General features: G+C 64.7%; 15 protein-coding genes. 9 read left to right on the forward strand and 6 right to left on the reverse strand.

Annotated elements, in window-relative coordinates:
• The first annotated feature begins 19 nt into the window (after positions 1-19).
• Positions 20-2,203, forward strand: coding sequence for a hypothetical protein (locus ABFE16_17745; protein MEN6347146.1), 2,184 nt, complete (start codon positions 20-22; stop codon positions 2,201-2,203).
• Between the two features lie 94 nt (positions 2,204-2,297).
• Here ABFE16_17745 and ABFE16_17750 read toward each other — a convergent pair whose 3' ends face one another.
• Entirely contained in the window at positions 2,298-5,168 is a 2,871-nt protein-coding gene (locus ABFE16_17750) for a hypothetical protein (protein ID MEN6347147.1), read from the reverse strand.
• Positions 5,169-5,389: 221 nt separating this feature from the next.
• Here ABFE16_17750 and ABFE16_17755 point away from each other — a divergent pair, with 221 nt between their 5' ends.
• Both ABFE16_17755 and ABFE16_17760 read left to right on the forward strand, forming a co-directional pair.
• Positions 5,390-6,448, forward strand: a complete 1,059-nt coding sequence (locus ABFE16_17755) for a Gfo/Idh/MocA family oxidoreductase (GenBank protein ID MEN6347148.1) — start codon at positions 5,390-5,392, stop codon at positions 6,446-6,448.
• Between the two features lie 152 nt (positions 6,449-6,600).
• The gene (locus ABFE16_17760) at positions 6,601-8,259 is read left to right on the forward strand and encodes a sialidase family protein (GenBank protein MEN6347149.1); all 1,659 of its coding nucleotides are present in this window, start codon (positions 6,601-6,603) and stop codon (positions 8,257-8,259) included.
• 45 nt (positions 8,260-8,304) lie between these two features.
• On the opposite strand, the gene ABFE16_17765 is transcribed toward ABFE16_17760, so the two are convergent.
• The gene (locus tag ABFE16_17765; protein MEN6347150.1) at positions 8,305-9,432 is read right to left on the reverse strand and encodes a Gfo/Idh/MocA family oxidoreductase; all 1,128 of its coding nucleotides are present in this window, start codon (positions 9,430-9,432) and stop codon (positions 8,305-8,307) included.
• Between the two features lie 135 nt (positions 9,433-9,567).
• Between ABFE16_17765 and ABFE16_17770 the strand changes: the two genes are divergently transcribed.
• Positions 9,568-10,167, forward strand: coding sequence for an acyloxyacyl hydrolase (locus ABFE16_17770; GenBank protein MEN6347151.1), 600 nt, complete (start codon positions 9,568-9,570; stop codon positions 10,165-10,167).
• 21 nt (positions 10,168-10,188) lie between these two features.
• Here the strand turns inward: ABFE16_17770 and ABFE16_17775 are convergent, their stop codons facing one another.
• On the reverse strand, positions 10,189-12,210 hold the full coding sequence (locus ABFE16_17775) for a hypothetical protein (protein ID MEN6347152.1): 2,022 nt from the start codon (positions 12,208-12,210) through the stop codon (positions 10,189-10,191).
• 62 nt (positions 12,211-12,272) lie between these two features.
• Complete coding sequence (locus tag ABFE16_17780) at positions 12,273-13,445, reverse strand: hypothetical protein (GenBank protein ID MEN6347153.1); 1,173 nt, start codon at positions 13,443-13,445, stop codon at positions 12,273-12,275.
• 164 nt (positions 13,446-13,609) lie between these two features.
• Here ABFE16_17780 and melA point away from each other — a divergent pair, with 164 nt between their 5' ends.
• From melA to ABFE16_17805, 5 genes are all read left to right on the forward strand, one after another.
• Positions 13,610-14,932: an alpha-galactosidase gene (gene melA, locus ABFE16_17785; protein MEN6347154.1), complete on the forward strand. Its 1,323-nt coding sequence runs from the start codon at positions 13,610-13,612 to the stop codon at positions 14,930-14,932.
• 71 nt (positions 14,933-15,003) lie between these two features.
• A complete protein-coding gene (locus tag ABFE16_17790; protein ID MEN6347155.1) occupies positions 15,004-16,305 on the forward strand; it encodes a sulfatase in 1,302 nt (433 codons plus the stop codon).
• Positions 16,306-16,858: 553 nt separating this feature from the next.
• Positions 16,859-17,557 carry a response regulator transcription factor gene (locus tag ABFE16_17795; protein ID MEN6347156.1) on the forward strand — a complete coding sequence of 233 codons (699 nt, stop codon included), beginning with the start codon at positions 16,859-16,861 and terminating at the stop codon, positions 17,555-17,557.
• 225 nt (positions 17,558-17,782) lie between these two features.
• Entirely contained in the window at positions 17,783-18,871 is a 1,089-nt protein-coding gene (locus tag ABFE16_17800; GenBank protein MEN6347157.1) for a uroporphyrinogen decarboxylase family protein, read from the forward strand.
• A gap of 58 nt (positions 18,872-18,929) precedes the next feature.
• Positions 18,930-19,883, forward strand: a complete 954-nt coding sequence (locus ABFE16_17805; GenBank protein ID MEN6347158.1) for a nucleoside hydrolase — start codon at positions 18,930-18,932, stop codon at positions 19,881-19,883.
• A gap of 5 nt (positions 19,884-19,888) precedes the next feature.
• Here the strand turns inward: ABFE16_17805 and ABFE16_17810 are convergent, their stop codons facing one another.
• Both ABFE16_17810 and smpB read right to left on the reverse strand, forming a co-directional pair.
• Positions 19,889-20,278, reverse strand: coding sequence for a response regulator (locus ABFE16_17810; protein MEN6347159.1), 390 nt, complete (start codon positions 20,276-20,278; stop codon positions 19,889-19,891).
• Between the two features lie 42 nt (positions 20,279-20,320).
• Positions 20,321-20,806: an SsrA-binding protein SmpB gene (smpB, locus tag ABFE16_17815; protein MEN6347160.1), complete on the reverse strand. Its 486-nt coding sequence runs from the start codon at positions 20,804-20,806 to the stop codon at positions 20,321-20,323.
• Positions 20,807-20,898: the final 92 nt, after the last annotated feature.

Below are 20,898 nucleotides of genomic sequence, written 5' to 3' on the forward strand. Positions count from 1 at the left end.
GGGGTACAGGAGGACGTCGATGGGACGCAAAGCTGCGTGGGTGACTGTCGCTCTGGTGATTGTCTCGCAGATGGCGTGGGCGCAGCCGACTTCCCCGGCTGCTACCGAGGCAAGCCTCCTCGGGACGTGGTTGGTGCGTACCCAGGAACTCGAAGTCCAGTTGGTGCTGCGGGTGGATGGCACCTTCACCCGCACCGCCAGGGGAATCGGACAGGATGGCACTTTTACCGGTCGCTACACGGTAAGCGGGGCGAAGATCACCTTCCGCGACGAGGGCTCGGCGGAGAGCACTACCCTCAACTACAAGCTTGCCGGCGACCTGCTGACCGTGACCGACGACGACGGCAACGGGTTTCAGCTTGCGCGCCAACCGGTACCGGGAACCGTACCGGCACCGACGGTCACCAGCCTAGAGCGCCTGTGCGGCAAGTGGGTGCGGCAGGACGGACAGCCTGCAGTCACCTATGAGTTCTCTGCCGATGGCTCCTACGTGATGACCGTCAAGTCAGCCCTTGCCGATGCGCGAGGAACCGGCAAGTACCGACTCCAGGGCAACGTACTGGAGACGACACCGGACAGCGGCACCCCGCTTCGCAGATACCAGTACCGCCTTGCCGATCCCAACACGCTCGAACTGACCGATCCTGCCGGTCCCCCGATGCGCTTCGCTCGTGACGCTGCGGCACAGGCGCCCGCAAACATCGCTCAGCCGGCTACCGCAGCACCGACCCTTGTGCCCCCAGTCGGCGACCTCAAGGTCCCCCTGCCGCTGCCCCGCGTCGCAGGCGGGCACCTCGTGTACACCCGTTGGGTGCCCGCGGTCGCAGCCGCCGGCGGCTTGCAGGCAACCGGGATCGTGCCGAAGCTGTTCGTCATGAACTCCGACGGCAGCGCAAAGCAGCCCTTCCTGACCGGTGAGCCCTTCACTTCCTTCAAGCAGGCACGGTGGTCGCCGAAGTACGACCGCCTCGCCTTCTGCTCTGACTGGATGATGGCCAGGTCTGCCTGCATGGAGGACATCTTCATCGCCCGCGCGGATGGTCTCGGGGTCCTCCGCGTCACAGGCAACGAGCTGCGCGCACCAGCTCCCGAGGGCTACGGGATCGTCACCGGCCTGGTGGAGGACAACACCCGAGCTGAGTTCGTCGCCGCCACCTCGCCCACCGAGATCAGCGTGACCGCCCAGGGCTCTGACGGCACGGTCTTCCACCCCGGCCAGAAGGTCGATGTGGATGTCGTCAACCAGAAGAACGAGAAGCTGCGCGACGCCCAGGTTCACCGCTTCATCCTGCCCCGGGTGATGGCAGGCAAGCAAGTCTGGCTGAAGCTGTGGAAGACGCCGGACAACGGCAGCGTTCACCTCATCGAGGTAAAGCCGAACCAGGTGAACGATGTTGGGCCCCTTCAGGTCTCGGGGGCCACCCTCAAAGCCTGGCAGCCCAGCCTGAGCGATGACCAGCGCTATGTGGTCGGCATGGGGAGCATGACCTGGCTGGAGTACCGGACGAACCGCGCCGAGATGGGGATCGCCGCCACCCTCCCCGGGGGGTACGATCCGCAGTTCCGCAAGGAGCGCGAAGGCGCAGACAACGTGAGCCTGTATGACATCACCAGGGGCGGCATCCCGATCGCCATGTTCGAGCCCACTCGCGCCCTCGGAGAGAACGCCAAAGACCCGGCTCTCTCCCCCGATGGCCAGTGGATCGCCGTCGCCTGGGGTCGCGCTCTGAGCGAAAACCTCGCGTTGGTCAGCGTTGCCGACCTCATCGCAAACCACCCCAACCCGCGGGTTCTGGTGCAGGGCCAGATGATCCTGCCCAACGCTGTGACGACCTTTCAGAGCCTCAGTCACGGTGCCGGCTCTCCGGCCTGGTCCTCAGATGGCCGAAGCATCGCCTTCGCCTACGGCTCCTGTACGACCGACTACAACAGCGCACAGATTGCTGTGGTGAAGGCGGACGGCTCCGGCCTGCGTCAACTGACCAACTTCCCCATTAACCAGTTAGCCTGTCAGCCCTGCTTCTCCCCCGACGGCACGCAGATCGCTTTCACAGTCCTCACCGGCAAGGTGGGGCCCATGCGCATGGAGAACTTGATCGCGATGCAGTTCACCTCCGACATCTACGTCATCGGCGTCGATGGCACAGGGCTGCGACGCCTTACAGACGACGGCGCCTCCAGTGAGCCCGCCTGGGGACCCTGAACACATGTCCGGCGACCACTCGACACAGCATAACAGGCCGGGCAGCGCAGAGCTGCTCGGCCTGTAGCTTCGTGCTTCGACCCGTCTGGCCGGCCTAACCGCCGTAGCTGATCCACATCGGCGAGGACCAGGCCATCTGCTCATCGACCTGCATGACCCGCAGGTAGTAGTAGCTCGTACCGGTCGGCGCCGTGTTGTCCTGCCACGAGAACTCCGCGTCCTTCGCCTCTCCCGTGGGCCGGTAGGTGTACACGATCTTGGCGTCCTTGATGATCTCCATCACCTGGATCGGCGCGGTCCCCTGCACCTTCGCCTGCATCACCGGCGGCGTCTGGGCCTTGAACTCGTCGCCCATCATCTGATTCCCCGCACCGAACCACACCACGAGATTGTCCGTGGCGCCGAAGCAGTGACGCTTGCAGAAGGCGTCGAAGATCGCCTGGCGTGAGAACTCCGGCGCCCAGACTCCGGCGTAGGAGAGGTGGGTGGAGCCGTGGTCCGACGAGGCCATGAAGCCTAGCCGGTAGCCCTTGGCGAGAGCGTTCCAGACGAACCCGGCCGGACGGTACCCGCCGATCTGCAGGTCTACGCGGTCAGCCGTCGCCGACTTCGGCGCTCCCTCGTACTCGTAGTTCGTCCGGCAGCCCTGGTAGATCTCCACGGCAGGCTCACGTTCCGGGTCATTGTCGCGCCAGTCGGTGCCCATGTCCGTCGCCGAGGTATGGGAGAAGCAGATGCCGTTGTTGACCCTCAGGTAGTCATACAGCTTCTTTGTGTCGTCGGGAGACAGGACATACCTCTGCCGGGCGGGAGCGTTCGGCCTCGCGTTAGGGTTCGGAATCCGGACCCGCTCAAAGCAGCGAACACCCCGCTTGAGGAAGGTCACATTGCGGTGCCCGTCCGGGTAGTTCTGGCTTCGCTCATATCCGTACAGGGGCTCGAAGACATCCTCGATGTAGAACAGGTCAGCCAGCTTCTGCGAACGCCACCAGGAGTAGTCCTGGCCGCCTCCGTTGTCGTGGTCCCAGGCGGCGAGGAACTCCTGCCGCGCCGCATCCACCTCATACCGCATCATGTCGTACATGCTGCCGTCGCCGCCGCCATCGAAGGACACGTCGGTATGCCGATGCGTCTCCCCGCACAGGGCCCGGTAGACCACACCGGCCACGGTCCAGCGTGCCGACTGCCGACGCATCACATCGGCGAACTCGTTGGGGTGCAGGTTCGTCGGGAGCGGTAAGGTCGCTGTCGGCACATAGGGCACCAGGGGTGGCGTGCCCGGCGTTCCCTGATCGGCCACCAACTGCGTCACATAGGCGTTGTTCGTCCCCGAGTTCGTGTAGTTGCCCGGAATCGGGTTGCGCCAGGGCCGCTCGTCTACCGCCCAGGCCACTACCAGTCCACCGTCAGGCGCAGCGACGACCTGCGGATCGACATCCTCGCGCCCGTTGGTGTAGGGAATCCAGACGTCACTGCGCCAGGTGGTGCCATCCCAGTAAGCCGCGTAGTTGTACCAGGTGGTAAAGGGGTTGCCTCCGCTCTGCTTGGCCTCCTGACGGCGGTAGATCATCCACAGCCGACCTTCACCGTCGAAGCATACCTGGGGCAGCTCATTCATCCTGCGCGATCCGACGGTGAAACTATCGGGCAGGTTCGCCTCCGGCTGCTTCAGCGTCCCGTTCTCGAGGCACACCAGACGCGGGATGCGGTTACTGTGCAGGCGGCTGAAGGCGCGCTCCTTGACCAGGAAGCCCTGGTCCTTACCCCACAGCACTCCACCTTCCTCCCAGGCGATCCACAGGCGGTCCTGCTTGTCTATCGCCAGCGATGCATGGGCCTCGAACTCCGGTGCGGAGGTGATGGCACGGACTGGGCTCAGCGTCCCGCCCTCGTAAGTGCGCAGGCAGACGTCGTAGTTGCCATTCCGGTAAGTATCCCAGGCGATGTAGACACGCCCCGAGCTGTCGGCGGCCACGGCGGGTTCCCAGTCGTTGGCCCGTTCGTCACTGACCCGAATCTCAGCTCCCCAGGCACCGTTCTCATAGGGCTTCAGGAAGATGTCATATTGCCCATCGCGTGCTGCCTGCCAGACCAGCCATAGACGTCCCTGCTTGTCGGCGCAGACCGCATGGTAGAACTCGGCCCCCGGGTCAGAGGTCAACCGTTCGAGTTTCCCAGGCTGTCCCCCATCGATCCGCCGTCCCCACAGGTCCCAGTTCAGCCCGTCGCGTGCCGACCAGATGGCCCATACCGCACCATCACCCGCGGCAGCGACCCGAGTGTCGTAACAGTCCCCCGGTTGCGGCGCGAGCTTGAGCGGCGCGCCCCAGACGCCACCAATCCGGCACCGCGCAAAGGGCTGGTCGGCGTCGGGCTCCCAGCCCAGGTATACCAGGTACTGGTTGCCGGCGGCGTCCAGGGCAATCGAGGCATAGTCGTTCATGGCCGGCCCCTGCGTCAGTCGATCGCTGACGGGAATCCGGTCTGCCTGAACGCGCTGGGGGAGCTTGAGCGGCTGGCCGAACTTCAGCTCCGCCAGCTTTACCTCATAGGTCGCCTCGCCTGCTTTCACCTGTGCCGTAGCAGTCAGCGGCGCGTCGAGGTACACAAGGACACCGACCGGCTGCGGGACACCGGTCCGCTCCCGTATCCCGCGGGCAACCTCATCCGGGGAGAGCTGCTTCGGCCGCGACATGGCCGCCTTGCAGGTCCACGAGGCAGGCCCGGTGACCTTGTCCGCCGCCTCGAAGTGATAGCCCTCGACCTTCACCACCGTCCCCGAAGACACGCTCACACTGCCGCTGTAGTCGAGGGCCTCCGTGGCCCCGGTGCCGAAGACGATCCGGAAGGCGAAGCTGGGCGTTCCAGTGTAGGGAAGCCACTCGGGTGCATCAGTGTTCTGGGCAAGGGCGAAGGCGGGGAGAACCAGGCACACCACCGCAACGAGAAGGACCGGCCTCGTCATGGGACCTCGCCTCACTTTGCTGGACGGCAACTGTGCGTCCGCGAACCACCACGCGACGAGGAGCGAACCGGATGCGAACACTTTCGACGGCCCTGACGGGACTCCTGCCACGAAGGTTGGGCCCCAGGAAGGAGAGCGGCCCTCGAACGCGGAAATGGATCAGTTCACTGACTTTGCGACAACAGAGCCGTGTCAGATAACCCAAAAGGACGTGAGGACAAGTGGCCAAGACGCTCAAGGTTGGCGTGATCGGTGTTGGCGGGATCGCGCGGTCGCATTTCCCCGGCTGGAAGGAAAGCCCGATCGCGGAGATGATCGCCTTCGCCGACATCAACCCGACGGTGCTCAAGCAGCAAAGTGAGGCGCACGGAGTCGAGCGGCAGTACGAGGACTGGAAGGACCTCATCAACGACAAGGACATCGACATCGTTGATGTGTGCACCCCGAACATGTACCACACCGAGGCAACCGTCGCTGCGCTGAACGCGGGCAAGCACGTGATCTGCGAGAAGCCCCTGGCGCCCACGCCGGCCGACATCAAGAAGATGATCGCCGCCCGTGACAAGAGCGGCAAGCTGCTCATGACGGCCCAGCACTTCCGCTTCCAGGGCACCGCCCAGGCGCTCAAAGCCGAGATCGACACCGGCGCCCTCGGCGACGTGTACCATGCACGAAGCTGGATGCTCCGCCGGGGCTGGTACCCGGTCCGGCCGGGCTTCATCTACAAGAAGAACTCCGGCGGTGGCCCGTGCATCGACATCGGTGTGCACATCCTCGACCTCACCCTGTTCATGATGGGCAACCCGCGTCCGGTCACGGTCTCCGGCGTCACCGGCGACAAGCTCTCCAGGATGCCCGGTGCCTTCTCACAGTGGCAGCTCGCCCCCATCCCCAAGGATGTTGACGTCGAGGAGTTCGCAGCCGCCTTCGTGCGGTTCGACAACGGCGCTACCCTCATCCTCGAGGTCAGTTGGCTGCTGCACCACAAGACCCCCGGCGAAGACATGCAGATGTGGCTGTACGGGACCAAGGCGGGCGTCCAGTGGCCCACCAACGAGTTCGTCATGTCCAACAACGAGACGCGCCAGATCATGAATATGCAGATCTTCAACGCGGCTCAGGGCGAGCCCCATGCGAAGGAGTGCGTCGCCTTCGCCGAGGCAGTCGCTAACAACGCTCCGTCGCCCGTACCGGCCGAGCAGTCCATGGATGTCATCGCCATCCTCAACGGCCTCTACAAGAGCGCCGCTGCCGGTAAGGAAGTCACGCTGAAGTACTAGAGCCTCACCTCGCTCCGGCACGAGTCGTGCAGGCTGGAGCCTGGCAGGTTCGCGCTTCCTCGGGTCCCGTCCGGGCCTGGTCGCCTGGACGGGACCGGTGCTATCCGCAACTCACTCTCCACTCGCCCTACCCGGGGAGGCCGGTCAGACCCATGCCCAGGTCCTGCGTGCTGATCGCGTCGCTTCTCGTCATCACCGCTTGCGTGGGTTCTCAGCCCGCCCTTGCCCAAGGAGCTGTCACCATGCCCGATACCCAGGACTTCACCAGCGATCCGGCCCTCGCACCACCGACAGTGAACACCACTCCCGGCCCCGAGTACGCAGATACCGCCCGCCTCTGGCAGGGCATCCCCGGCATCGAGCGCACTCCGGGAGGGCGACTGTGGGCCACCTGGTACAGCGGCGGCACCACCGAGGGCCCGTACAACTACGTCGTGTTGGTGACCAGCGACGACGACGGCAAGTCTTGGAGCGGTCCGCAGTTGGTGATCGATCCGCCGGGCTTCGTCCGCGCCTTCGACCCCTGCCTCTGGACAGACCCTTCGGGACGGCTCTGGCTGTTCTGGGCTCAGGCTCTCGGACATTGGGATGGTCGTGCCGGGCTGTTCGCCATCACCTGCAGCAACCCGGAGGCGTCGTCGCCCGTCTGGACCGAACCACGGCGGCTGTGTAACGGGATCATGATGAACAAGCCGCTGGTGCTCACCACCGGCGAGTGGCTTCTTCCCGTGGCAATCTGGCGCTGGGGCTCCGGCCTCGGCAAAACGAACGCGGACCTGAAGCTGGGACTCACTCCCGAGCAGGTGAAGGCCGGCAGTCATGATATGGGGACGGAACGCGGGTCGAACGTGGTCGTCTCCGAGGACCAGGGCAAGACCTTCCGCCTTCTGGGGCAAGCCCATGACCCTCGCAGCAACTGCGACGAGCACATGATCGTCGAGCGCAAGGACGGCAGCCTCTGGATGCTGATCCGGACGGACTACGGCATCGGCGAGAGCACCTCTACCGACGCCGGAAAGACCTGGACACCGGGGCAGCCTTCAGGCATCCAGCATCCCGTGACGCGCTTCTTCGTACGCCGCCTGGCCTCAGGCAGGCTGCTCATGGTCCGCCACGGCGAGCAGGCCGGGACGCATCGCTCACACTTGACGGCCTACCTCTCCGACGACGATGGGAAGACCTGGGTTGGTGGCCTGCTCCTCGACGCCCGCAACGGCGTCAGCTACCCCGATGGCACCCAGGGGCCTGATGGCACGATCTACCTCATCTACGACTACGACCGGGGTGGCGACCGCGAAATCCTGCTGGCGACCTTCAAGGAGGAGGACGTCCTCGCGGGCAAGCCGGTGACGGAAGCGGTCCGTCTGCGCAACCTCGTGAACCGGCCGCCGCTGGTGATGCGCAGCAATGCCGACGGTGAGCCACTCGCCGGTCCCGGAGCACGCCTGACCTCCGCGGCCGAGCTCGACGTGGCCAAGTATGGCGCGCTGCTCTTCACCGACCGCACCTACCGCTTCGAGCACCTTCCCGAGGAGCTGGTCGGCAAGGCCTTCCTGCGGTCCTCGATCGGCGCCTGCGAGGCACGGTGCACCGCTGACGGCTACGTCTGGGTCCTGACGCCCTCCGAGGGCCGCAACCGTGACAGCCTCGAGAAGCCTCTGCTTCAGCAGGGCTTCACGAAGGTGGTGCTTCGCGAGTTCCGCATCTTCGACGGCATGGCTAACGCCTGCTCGGTCTTCCAGAAGAAGCTTGCAGCCGGTGACAAGCTGCAACTGGGCAAGTGGTCGGTCGTGCTGTTCGACCCGCAGTAGCCACGGGCTTGCTAGACCACCGGGCTTGCTAGACCACCGGGCTTGTTAGACCACCGGAAGCACCTTCGAGCCTGGCACGTACTGCCGGAAGTCCGGCACCCGAATCGGCGCACCTTCCAGGGCTATCGACTGCTCGCTGATAAGCCCCGGGACTGTGATGTCCAGCGCGAAGTGGACGTCCAGCGCCGGTGGACGCTGCTCGAGGGCCGCCTCGGCGAAATCGCGGGCAACCCAGAAGTCCGTGCCGCCGTGGCCGGCTGAGGCGACCTCCTCCGGCGGCGTCTGCATCTCGGAGGGCAGAAACTCCTCCGCGAAGTCCGTCAGCGGGAGCCAGGTGGAGTTGTCCGGCGAGCGCCCCTTGAGCCACACCTTCGCCGTCTCCTGAGGGCTCCGTGCCGACTCGTAGCAGCCTTCCGTCCCCTGCAGGCTGTAGGCGCAGGTGATGTGCGGACGCTCCGAGAGGATGTCCTGGCGCACCTTGACCATCCCGCCACGGGCCGTCCGGCAGGTCATCAGGATGCAGTCCTCCTGCTCGTAGGGCTTGCCCTCGGTGTCCAGGTAGTGGTGGCCGCTGCCGAGGCACGCCACCGAGGTGATCCGGTCCTCGATCCACTGCAGAACGGGGCCCAGTTGATGCGTCGGATAGGTCACGCCATTGCGCCCGGACTGCCAGCGCCGTCGCCAGGGCGTCGTCACGTAGAGCTCGCGCAGAGCATGGATGTACTCGCCCTCGGAGAAGTACAAGTCGCCGAACAGTCCCCGGTGCGCCATCTCTCGCACGAGCACATTCGGGGTCATGTAGCAGCAGTTCTCGCTGATCATGTAGGTGCCGCGGCTGTCCCTGACGGCGTCCAGCAACTCGCAGCACTGCATCAGGTCGGTCGCAGCCGGTACCTCGCTGAGGACGTGGAGGTCGCGCCGCAGTGCCTCGACAGCCTGCGGAGCATGCAGAAACTGAGGCGTAGCGATCACAACGGCATTCACGGTGCCGCTGTCCAGCATGGCGGCATAGTCGCTGAATTGGTGGGGAATCTCGTACTCCTGGGCCACCTGTGCACACCGTTCGGGCAGCAGATCACAGACCGCCGTCACCTGGCAGCCCGCAACCGAGCGCACGCCCTGGATCAGCGAAAGCCCGCGCCGGGCACCGACAAGACCAATACGCAAGGACATGGTCAAAACCACCTATGGAGAGTGAGAGGAGGCGTCGAGCGCGCCTTTCGCGGGTGCCTCGGCGAATCCTCCTCGAACCTGCGAGAGACGGCGACCCAACACCACGGAGCGCAAGCCCCCCAGGGAGGACGAAACGTGTTCGGATTGCTCTGTGCGATAGCTGTGGCAGTCATGCTGGTTGCTGTCATCAGCCCGGCGTCATGCCAGCAGGTGACGCCCGACGACACGAGGATGAACATGGAGGAGCTCATGCAACCGGGGCTCCAGGCGTGGACCATCTCGGCCGGCGCCGGCTTCCAGCATAACCTCCCGACGGGCCCGCGCAGCGACCTCATCGCCGACGGATTGGAGGTCCGCTGGGAGCGCTACGACCATCCTGACCGCGCCCTCGGGCTCACCCTCGGTTACGCCAAGCTCCGCAATATCCCCGAGTACATCAACACGGTCGGCTTCGTCGGGAGCTACCGGCAGTACTGCTCCATCAAGCCCCGGCGAGCCATCTACTGGGAAGGCGCTGTCGGATTGGTCCACTTCGACTCGCTGGTGCGCGAACTCGCGACCCACACCAACTTCACCGAGCACGTCGGCTTCGGTGTGCAGTGGCCCCGTGGGGAGGCAGGCGCCTGGACCCTCGGCTACCGCTTCCAGCATGTCTCCAACGCAGGCCGCAAACGCCCCAACATCGGGCTCAACGCCAGCGACCTCCAGATTGGCTACACCACGTACCTGCGGTGAGGCCCCTCCACCGGGGCGATGCTACTGCGACCCACCGGAGTCGGCCACCGGCGTCTTGCGCTCGTACTCGGAGATCAGCTCTCTCGCCTTCTTGTCGCCGCCCTCGGTCGTCGGGATACCTGGAAAGGCCTTCACACTGAACCCGCTGCCCTTGGGGTGCAGTCGTCCCAGTTCTGAGGCGCCCGGCAGAATCGTCGAACTAATGAGCAGCACGCTCTGGTGATGCACGACGGCCGGTGACCGCTTGAACCGGAAGATCTGGCCGAGGTACGGAATCTGACCCAGTATCGGAATCTCGGCGTCCGGACGCCGGTGGCTCGTCTGCACCGAGAAGGTCGAGACGGGAAACAGGTCAAGGGACTGTACCCGGAACTCCACCTGCTCCGTCTCCGACTTCCCGATCGTGTGATCTGCGATCCGGTTCAGCGGGTCCTTCGCCGCGCTATCGGCCGAACCAGACACCCGCGGCGCCTCCCGGGAGACCTTCGCATACAGAGAGAGCTCTGCCGCGTCGCCATTGGGCCCCACATGCGGCGTCACGGTCAGCGATATCCCGTCCTCAAGCTCCGACCACACCTGCCCTCGCTGCTGAGACGCCGCCATCAAGACGGCCAGCTTCTGCGCAACAGACAACTCCCCGCTCGCAGCCTGGATCACCTCGCCGGTCGTGCTCGCCTGACTGCTCGTAGCGGTGTCGGTGCCCTTCAGGTACTCCGCGATCTGCGGCTGAAGCGCCTCGGCGGTCTCCAGCGCCTCCTTGAGCGAGGTCGGTGGCGTGATGTCGAAGTAGCTCATTGCCTTCCCCGAGACGGTCGCCGATGACCCGTCCAGGGTCGTGATACTCGTGTTCCCGACCAGCCCCACAACGCGGCTGCCCGAGCTGCGAGCGAGGACGCGGAGGTCCTCCAACAGCGGATCCAGGTACAGGTTCTGCACGTCGTCGTGCAGTGCCCTCAGACAGGTCCGCACGACCTCGTCAAGAGCGCTCGCGGAGGCCATGAACTCTTCGGCACTGAGCTCCGGCGTCTCCTGCACGGCACGGCTCGCAATCGCGTACTGCAGGAAGGCGATTCGCGCCCGGTTCGTCGTCATGCCGGACCGAACGGCGATCCACCTGTGCGCGGAGGCATCGTAAGCGCCACCGAGGCTGGTGAGGAACCGCTCGAAGCTCCGGTCCTTTTGCTCCTCGGTCAGCCACGCACAGCCGTGGGTCACAGACTGTAGCCGTGAGGCCAGTGACTGCACAGTGGCGGCCGGGTCCTGGGCGGCTGTGAGGAACAACAGGGCATCGAAGAGCCCCTGCACGCGTCCGGGCGTGAGCGCAATCTCATAGCCAAGCTGCTCCTTGTCCGTCATGGCCTTCGAGAAGCGGTCATCAGGGCGAACCAGGGCTGCTGCGTCCAGAATCGTCTGCACTGCATCATGGATGGCCACACGCCGGGCCCCAACCAGTGTGCTGATCTCGGCCACAGCGCGAGACACCGCGTTTGGACTGCTCCCACTCACCTGCACTCCCCACAGATCAAGCCGGACCTCCGGCCGCGGCAGGTCGATCTGGGCGATGATCCCGCGCATCCGCAGCAGGTCGGTGTCGTTGTCCGCGCTCACCGCGATGGCACTGGTCCCGCAGGGCGTCACCGACACCGACTTGGGGATCAGCGAGAGGGTGCGCAGGATGCCGACGACCGCTGTCGCGTCGCGCAGGTAGTACAGGCGCACCACCTGGACGCGAAACCTGGCCGAGTCGTCCGCTGGCTCCTCGACCCCGGCGATCATCCGGATCATCTCTTCGACGTCTGCGACAGCGCTGTCGTCCGCGGCACTGACCATGATGCGGTTGTCGCCGATGGCCTTCAGCTTGGTGCCGGGCGCCACCAGGTCCTCCAACGCAGAGACGACCTTCTCCGCATCACTGGGCGGCTTGAGGGTGATGACGCGCAGCACGCCGGTGTCACTGGTCTCTTCCTGCGCCCTCAGCGGACCGGCGAGCATCCCCACCAGCAGCACCACCACAGCAAGCGACAGCAGAATCCGTGTACCCACGGTAGCCCTCCCTCTCTACTCTTGACCGCGTCCGGTGTTGCAACTCAGTCCCCGACGTGACTTCAGGCCCCTTGGCCTGGACGTGCTCCACCACGGCTACTCAAGGGGCTCAGGTAGCCGCACCAGCGCTCCCACAGCTTCTCGCGTCCTTCCGGCGAGACCCGTTCACGAAGCTCGTCGCTGGAGGCCCCGCGATCGACCATCTCCTTGGCCTCCCGTGCCGCACGGACAAAAGCGAGCACCTTGGGGACGGTCTTCGTGTTGCACATTCCCTCCGCAACAGTCGTCGTCACTCCGCAGGCGCCATCGGCCGCCGACTGGAACACAAAGTCCTCCACCTCCTGGCAGGTCATCTCCGTGTAGTGGAAGCTCCCTAGCCGCCAGACGAAGGGCACGCGGCACTCCCGCGCGATGATCTGTGGGGTCAGACGCGGCGAGATCGACGGATCGTAGCGCACCAGGCCGATGTCCTCAAGGAAGCGAAGCTGCTCCGGTCGCAGGTCCTCGACATGCGCATGGCGAGCGCCGGTGGTGATCCCACGGTAGTACTGCTCCCAGGCGGGCAGCACAAGGTCGGCAAACAGATGGGGCGGAATGAAGCTGGAGATGTCGTCGGCCATTCCGCCGCCCGTGGGGTTCACGGCCGGGACTCCGCGCACAGTGCTCGCGAACCGGTGGAAGTCCAGGACGCTCCGCACCATGGCCGTCAGGAACTCCCGCACCAGCTCCGGCGCGTCCATCACCTCCATGAAGAACCCGTCGCCACGAAGCTCATAGGCCGTTGTGATCGGCCCCTCTTCGCCGAATCCAAAGCCCACTTGCTCGCCGGCAAAGGCCTCTCGCATCTTCTCCAGGAAGTCCAGGTAGAAGGGGACCATACCGGCTGTTGCGAAGTCCACGCTCTCCTTGAGCGCCCCGATCCCCTCCTGAAGCGACCCATACACGTGCGTATGGGCGACCTCTCCCCCTTCCGGAAACAGCAGCTGCGACCCCAGGCAGTTGACGTGCCCGTAGCTGATCGCCGGGGTCGCGGGGGCCGGCAGGCTCACTTGCCCTTCGAACATCTCGCGCAGGATCGGCCGACCCTTGCGGTAGGCCTCGATGCACGCCGAGGGGTCCAGGTTGAAGTCCCGAATCCCGATCGCACAGACTTCCCGCAGGGCTCCCTGACTGCCACTGGCGGACCAACTGAAACCCGCCTTCTCGCGGGCAACCTCGTAATCGGGTCTCGCCATCGATCAGTTCCTCTCATGCTTCAGCGTCTCGTCTAGAACCTTCTCCGGCGCTTCCCCAGGGTCCTTCAGACGGCCCTGCGAAGGTCTGCGTGCTGCCGGCGAGGAACAGGGCCATCGGTCACAAGCCCCAACACCTGCAATCATCCCCTGGGAGGGATCGTCACATGCCCAAGATCGTACTCATCGGAGCGGGCAGCGGCTTCGGCAGCCGGCTCTCTGTGGACATCCTCTCGTACCCCGAGCTTCAGGACAGCGACCTGTGCCTGGTCGATATCGAGCAGGCCCGCGTCGACGGCGTCGCCGACTTCGTCCGTAAGGTGGTCGACCGCCACAAGCTACCCACCCGTGTCTACGCAACCACCGACCGCCGCGCGGTCCTCGAAGGCGCCGACTACGTGGTTGTGGCCATCGCCGTCGGCGGACCAGCCTACAACGGTGTGCCCTACTACTGGGAGATCGAGATCCCCAAGAAGTACGGCGTCAGTCAGCAAGTCGCAGATACCGTCGGCGTCGGTGGCGTGTTCCGCACACTGCGCACGGCTCCTGAGATGCTGCGTATCTGCCGCGACATGGAGGAGCTCTGCCCCAAAGCCTGGCTCATCAACTACACCAATCCCATGTCCATGCTCTGCTGGGCCATGTACAAGGCCACCAAGATCAGGGGCGTCGGCCTCTGTCACAGCGTCCAGGGAACCCACAACCAGCTCTGCGGCTTCCTCGGCCTTCAGGCCAATCAGGCCACCAGTTGGGTCGCGGGCATCAACCACCAGTCGTGGTTCTTGCGCTTCGAGAAGCGTGGCAGTGCCTGGAGCCAGGGCGAGGACCTCTACCCGGCTCTCTTCGAGGCCGCTAAGAACCCCGAGATCTTCAACAAGGAAGCCGTGCGCTTCGAGATGATGAAGCACTTCGGCTACTTCGTCACCGAGTCCAGCGGCCACAACTCCGAGTACGTTCCCTACTTCCGCAAGCGCCCCGAGCTCTTCGAGCAGTTCAACCTCAAGCACCGCGAGCCGACCAAGGATGGCGATCGAGCCAAGCGCTTCTGGGAGCAGGACGTCCCCGGCGCGGGCAAGATCGATGACGACGCCTTGGCCCTCAAGCGCTCCCAGGAGTACGCCTCGGGCATCATGTACGCTATTGAGACCAACGGTCTGTTCCGCTTCAACGGAAACGTGCGCAACGATGGCCTCATCAGCAATCTTCCCGACGGCTGCTGCGTCGAGGTGCCCTGCATGGTCGATGGCACCGGCATCCGCCCCTGCGGAATCGGCGCTCTTCCCGTGCAGGTTGCAGCTCTGAACCAGGTCCACGTCGCCGTGCAGCAGCTTACCGTCGAGGCTGTGCTGGAGAAGGACCTCAACAAGGCCTTCATGGCTTGCGCCCTTGATCCGCTAACAGCGGCGATCTGCTCCCTGGCCGACATCCGCTCGATGTTCGATGAGTTGGTCGAGGCCGACCGGCCCTGGCTCGGCGACATGTTTGCCTGAGCCCCTGAGGTAGACCCAGAATCGCACAGACGGTCCTTCTGACCTTGCCAAGCGCGAGAGGAGTGCAGGCCATGCCCAGGCCCAATGTGATCTACATCAACTCCCATGACACGGGGCGGTACCTCCAGCCCTATGGGTATGCCGTGCGAACACCGAACCTGCAGCGTCTGGCCGAGCAGGGCGTTCTGTTCCGCCAGGCCTACAATGCCGGGCCAACCTGCTCTCCTAGTCGCGCAGCCCTGGTCACCGGGCAATGCCCGCATAGCTGCGGGATGACCGGCCTTGCGCACCGCGGCTTCGCCCTGAAGGACTACAGCCACCACCTGCAGCACACCCTTCAGCGCAACGGGTACCGCACCTACTTCACCGGGGCCCAGCATGTCGCAGGAGGCCCGGGGAAGCCCCCCTGGGAGACCATCGGCTACGACAAGTGGCTGGGTCATCAGGGCCATCTCGCGGCGCGGGACTTCCTAGACTCCCGTCCAACCGAGCCCTTCTACCTGGAGGTGGGCTTCAACAACACCCACCGGGAGTTCGAGGCGCCGCAGGACCCGCGAGACGACCCTCGCTACACGATGCCGCCTTCCTGTCTGCCCGATGTCCCTGAGGTCCGGCGCGACTTCGCACGCTTCAGGTCCGATGCCGCGCTCCTGGACGCGAAGATGGGCATGGTGTTCGAGGCCCTCGACCGCAACGGGCTCGCGGACAACACGCTGGTCATCTGCACCACCGACCACGGGATCGCCTTCCCGCGGATGAAGTGCCAGCTCACCGACCACGGAATGGGCGTCATGCTGATCCTCCGTGGCCCCGGTGACTTCACCGGTGGCAAGGTGATCGACGGGATGGTCTCGCACATGGACCTCTTCCCGACCCTGTGCGAGTACCTGGGTCTTGAGGCCCCGGACTGGCTGGAGGGCGTATCCTTCCTGCCGCTGGTGCGCGGGGAAGCGGAGCAGGTCCGCGAGTACCTGACCTCCGAGGTCACCTACCACGCCGCCTATGAGCCGATGCGCTGCCTGCGCACACCGCGCTACAAGTACATACGGCGCTTCGATGAGCGCAGCAGCATGGTCTTCCCAAACACCGACGACGGCTCCAGCAAAGCCTTCCTCATGCACAACGGCTGGGCCTCACAGCCACGGGAGCAGGAGATGCTGTACGACCTGATCTTCGATCCCTGCGAGACCAACAACCTCGTCGACCGCACCGACCTGCACTCGACCCTCTTGGACCTGCGGCAGAAGCTCGAGCAGTGGATGCGCGACACAAAGGACCCTCTCCTCGACGGTCCGGTCCCGCTTCCCGAGGGCGCCGTGGCAAATGACCCCGACGGCTTCACCCCGAGGGACCGCCCGGACGCACGGTCCTAACAGTCGCACGCTCTGCCCTTCCCAAGCACACAGAAGGCTGACCCAGCTCCATCGGGTCAGCCTTCGTGATTCCGCGGGCGTACAATGGCAACGAAGCGTAGCGCAGGTCTTCTCGACGTCCGATACGTGATCCAGATAACAGCACCCTCGGGAGAACCCTTCCGGCGCTCAGTCGTCTGTATCCAGGACCTTTTCCACGTTTCTGCGTAACCTTTAGGTTATCTTAATTGACAATCCGGCTACCACTGCTTAGCATTTGCTAATGTAGAACGACGCGTCCTTTCCTATAGCCATGGCAGGTATGGGGACACAGATATAGGCCCGGCCCAGCCTGCACGTGCCAAGGGTGAACAGCTTTGCCGGACACAGTGCGCAGGGGCTTGCGCCATGGTGACCACAAGGCTTTGGAGACCGCCAGTTGTCAAGCCCCAGACCTCGACCGTACCAGCCGTGAACACCGTAACGCACGCGTCGACGTGAGCGCCCTAAAGCGTGAACTGCTCCAGTCGGCAGTACTGCGCAGACTCCTTAACCCTGATAGGGGGAACCACCCGTGAGTAGAGCGAGGGTTCTGGTCGTCGGAAGCAGCACCGACACACAGGAAGTGATGGAGCGCAAACTGCAGGAAGCAGGCTTCGACGTGCTGGTCTGTCCGGCAGGCAGCGACCTGCAGGAGGCCTTGCACGAGCATAAGCCTGATCTGGTGGTGCTGGACCTCGAACTGGCGGACCGACACGGTCTCGACGTCTGCCGTGAGGTTGCCGCCGCCCGTGGACGTGGAGTGATTGCCCTCGCGCCCGAAGGGGACAGCGTCAGCGGCATCGTGAGCCTCGAACTGGGCGCAGATGACTTCATCTGCAAGCCCGTGGACATGCGCGAGCTCAGTGCCCGCGCGAAGGCGGTGCTACGCCGGCTGCAGAGCGGAGGAGTCGAGGCCGAACCCGGATCGCTCCGCGTCGGGGGGCTGGAAGTCGACGAGCGGACCCATCTTGTGCGCGTGAACGGTCGCTCGCTATCCCTCGGACCGATCGACTGCATGATCCTCTCGACCCTGATGCGCCGCGTAGGCCACGTCTGCACTCGCGAGGAGCTGTGCGAGGCCGCCTGGGGCCAGGCACATCAGCCCGCCCACAAGCTCACCATGCACATCAACAACCTGCGCAACAAGATTGAGCCCGATCCGCGTCGACCGCGCTACCTCCTCACGGTCCGCGGCGTCGGCTACAAAATATCCGACCGACCGGAAACCTAGCGCAAACCGACGCAGAACGTCCCCTCTGATCCTGTCGCCGGACGTTCTTCCTCTACCAAGGCCTCGCAAACAGCCGCCCGCTACTCAAGGGGCGGCTGTTTGCTTGCGTCGCGGAAGGTCAACGGCAGCCCGGGCGGGAAAGACAGCAGTCACTCGCAGCCAGGGCAGCACCGACCACCAGGTCGGCCTGATTCCTGGCGCAATGCAGAAGCTGAGGACCCTCGGATGACTGAACTCACGAGCCGCGAACGCATCGACAACATACTGCACAGAAGGCCGGTCGACCGCATCGGAGTGTTTGAGCACTTTTGGGGTGACACCCAGCGGGTGTGGATGGAGCAGGGGCATCTGAAGCCGGGCGAGAACCTCGCCGAGCACTTCGGCTTCGATCTGGAGCTGTGCTGGCCCTTCAAGATGGTGGCCGACCTCGACTTCGTCGACGAGGTCGTCGAGGAGACTGACGAGACCCGGCTGGTGCGGAACGGCAACTACACGCTGATGCGCAGCCACAAGCTCCATTCCTCCACGCCCGAGCACGTCGACTTCCTCGTCAAGGACCGCGCGGGCTGGGAGGAGCACCTCAAGCCGAAGCTGGTCGCCGACCGGCGGCGCGTGAACTTCGAGGCCTACCGGCGGGTGCGGCAACACGCAGCCGAGACCAACCGCTTCTTCGCCTGGTCCGGCGTCAACGTCTTCGAACTCATCAAGGACGTCTGCGGCCATCAGTGGATGCTCATCGGCATGGCCGAGGACCCCGACTGGGTCATCGACATGGCCCAGACCTATGCCCGTCTGACCGTCGACTTGCAGGACATGCTCTTCGCCGAGGAGGGTCTGCCTGACGGGATCTGGTACTACGAGGACCTGGGGTTCAAGCAGCGCCCCTTCATGTCGCCGACAATGTACCGCGAGATACTCCAGCCTGCGCACACCTACACCATCGACCGAGCCAAACGCGACAACCTGCCCGTCGTCATGCACTCCTGCGGGTATGTCGAGCCGCTGCTGCCCGGCATCGTCGAGGCGGGCGTGGACTGCCTGCAGGTCATCGAGGTCAAGGCCGGCATGGACCTGCTCAAGCTGTACCACGAGTGGGGGGATCGGCTATCCTTCATGGGCGGCATCGACGTGCGCGTACTGTACACCAACGATCTCGCCAGGATCGATGCCGAGTTGGAGGCCAAGATCCCGGTGGTCATGGGCAACAACGGCTACGTCCTGCACAGCGACCACTCCATCCCCAACACCGTGGACTACGCCTCCTACCGGCACTTCGTCCAGAGAGGGCTTGAGCTCGGAACCTACCGAGACTGAGCCGCTCGGCCCTGTCGGCGACGGCTGCAGGTGAGACAACAAGCAAAGGTGAGTCACCATGACTGATGCCCTTGACCGAGCACCGCGACGCGTCCTTCTCGACACCGACATGGGCGGTGACTGTGACGATGCGGGTGCTCTGGCGATCCTACACGCGATGTGCGACCTGGGCGAGGCAGCCCTACTGGGTGTCGTGTGCTGCACCTCAGCGCGCTACACGCCCGGGTGCATCGACGCCATCAACCACTACTACGGGCGTCCCGAGATCCCCGTCGGCACAATCGAGGTCGAGGGGTTCATGGCCGATACCGATCGTGCCTACAGCCGCCAGGTGGCCGAGACCTTCCCCAACAAGATCAGGAACCGTGACAACGCCGAGAGGTCCGTCAAGCTCTTCCGCCGGGTCCTGGCCGCACAGCCCACGGCAAGTGTGGACCTCGTGGCGATCGGGCCACTCCCGAACCTCGCCCACCTGATGGACTCGGAGCCGGACGAGATCAGCTCGCTGAACGGGCGCAGCCTTGTGGCGCAGAAGGTGCGGGAGCTCACGATCATGGGAGGGTTCTTCGGGGAGAGCAAGCCGCATCCGGGAGCCGGCGAGTACAACTTCGCCAACGATGCCCCGGCCGCTGCGGCCGTTGCGAAGGACTGGCCGACACCGATCCTCTACTGCGGTTGGGAGATCGGCAACGCCTGTCCGACCGGCTCGAAGCTCACCGGGCACACACCGGAGACGAACCCGGTGCGCAAAGCCTATGAGCTGTACCTACACGGACCCGACCGGGCCCGACCCAGCTTCGACCTGGCCACGGTGTATGCCGCCGTGCGGGGTTGTGAGCCCCTGTGGAAGGAGAGCGCTCCAGGCCGCTGCATCGTTGACCCCAAGACCGGGCAGAACACGTGGGAGGACCTGCCCACAGGCAAGGACCGCTACATGATCCCACTCGCAGAGACTTCCGTCGTTGCTGAGCGGATCGAGGAACTGCTGATCAAGGCGCCAGCCAGACAGTAGGCGTCTCAGTCGCCGCTCTCAAGCACGCGCTTGACGACCTCGCCGACGGTGTCGATGAAGCCGGCGCGCTTCTCAACGAACACCCCATCGAACTCGATGATCCGCATGAGGTCGCTCGGGCTGTCGGCGAAGCCGCTGATCACAACGACCTTCATGGCTTCCCACAGAGGGTTGTTCTTGATCGCTTTGAGAACGTGCCAGCCGTCGATATCCGGCATGCTGATGTCGACGATCACCACGTCGTAGAGCCGGTCGGCGCAGGTCCGTTCGCAGATCTTGCGGAGAGCCGACCGCCCACTGTTGGCGGTGTCGGACTCAATGCCCATCGTCTGCAGGCGCACCGCCACAGTCTCCACAATGCCGGGGTCATCGTCGGCGATGAGAACTCGGGGCATGGCGTCTCCTCTCAGGTCGACGGCATGCCACACACAGGCGGTCTAGTGCCCCCGTTGGTGCTCAGCCAGGGCCCTCTGCTTGCGGCGCTCGAACTCCCGCTCTGCGATGGCTTCCCGTTTGTCGTACTGGCGCTTCCCACGACACAGGCCCAGCTCAATCTTCGCATACCCACGGCTGTTGAAGTACAGCCTGAGCGGAATCAGGGTGTAGCCCTTCTCGCGCAGCGCACGCTCAAGGCGCCGGATCTCCCGCGTCTTCAGCAGCAGCTTGCGATCACGCGTCGGCTCGGCATTGTCCCGCGCCGGATCATAGGCCGAAATGCGCATCCCGCGGAGCCACACCTGACCGCCCTCGACGGTCGCATACGCCTCCGTGATGCTGACATGGTGTGAGCGTACCGACTTGACCTCGGAACCGGCCAGCACCAGGCCCGCCTCCAGGGACTCGTCGACGAAGTAGTCATGTCGCGCACGACGGTTGCTCGCCACCAGGGTTCCGGAACTCTTGTCGCCGCTCTCCGCAGGCATTCGTTGCACCTCCCACCACTACGACCCAGGATCGTTTCCAGCCCGACCGAACGTGGTCGGCGGCCGGTGTCTACAGACGAAAGGAGCGACCC

The organism is Armatimonadia bacterium (assembly GCA_039679385.1).
Taxonomy (GTDB): domain Bacteria; phylum Armatimonadota; class Zipacnadia; order Zipacnadales; family JABUFB01; genus JAJFTQ01.

What these genes read in the sequence shown, in the direction of transcription:
- ABFE16_17745 (MEN6347146.1), top strand. Translation starts at nt 20, where the DNA reads ATGGGACGCAAAGCTGCGTGGGTGACTGTCGCTCTGGTGATTGTCTCG.
- ABFE16_17750 (MEN6347147.1), bottom strand. Translation starts at nt 5,168, where the DNA reads ATGACGAGGCCGGTCCTTCTCGTTGCGGTGGTGTGCCTGGTTCTCCCC.
- ABFE16_17760 (MEN6347149.1), top strand. Translation starts at nt 6,601, where the DNA reads ATGCCCAGGTCCTGCGTGCTGATCGCGTCGCTTCTCGTCATCACCGCT.
- ABFE16_17765 (MEN6347150.1), bottom strand. Translation starts at nt 9,432, where the DNA reads ATGTCCTTGCGTATTGGTCTTGTCGGTGCCCGGCGCGGGCTTTCGCTG.
- ABFE16_17780 (MEN6347153.1), bottom strand. Translation starts at nt 13,445, where the DNA reads ATGGCGAGACCCGATTACGAGGTTGCCCGCGAGAAGGCGGGTTTCAGT.
- melA (MEN6347154.1), top strand. Translation starts at nt 13,610, where the DNA reads ATGCCCAAGATCGTACTCATCGGAGCGGGCAGCGGCTTCGGCAGCCGG.
- ABFE16_17790 (MEN6347155.1), top strand. Translation starts at nt 15,004, where the DNA reads ATGCCCAGGCCCAATGTGATCTACATCAACTCCCATGACACGGGGCGG.
- ABFE16_17800 (MEN6347157.1), top strand. Translation starts at nt 17,783, where the DNA reads ATGACTGAACTCACGAGCCGCGAACGCATCGACAACATACTGCACAGA.
- ABFE16_17805 (MEN6347158.1), top strand. Translation starts at nt 18,930, where the DNA reads ATGACTGATGCCCTTGACCGAGCACCGCGACGCGTCCTTCTCGACACC.
- ABFE16_17810 (MEN6347159.1), bottom strand. Translation starts at nt 20,278, where the DNA reads ATGCCCCGAGTTCTCATCGCCGACGATGACCCCGGCATTGTGGAGACT.
- smpB (MEN6347160.1), bottom strand. Translation starts at nt 20,806, where the DNA reads ATGCCTGCGGAGAGCGGCGACAAGAGTTCCGGAACCCTGGTGGCGAGC.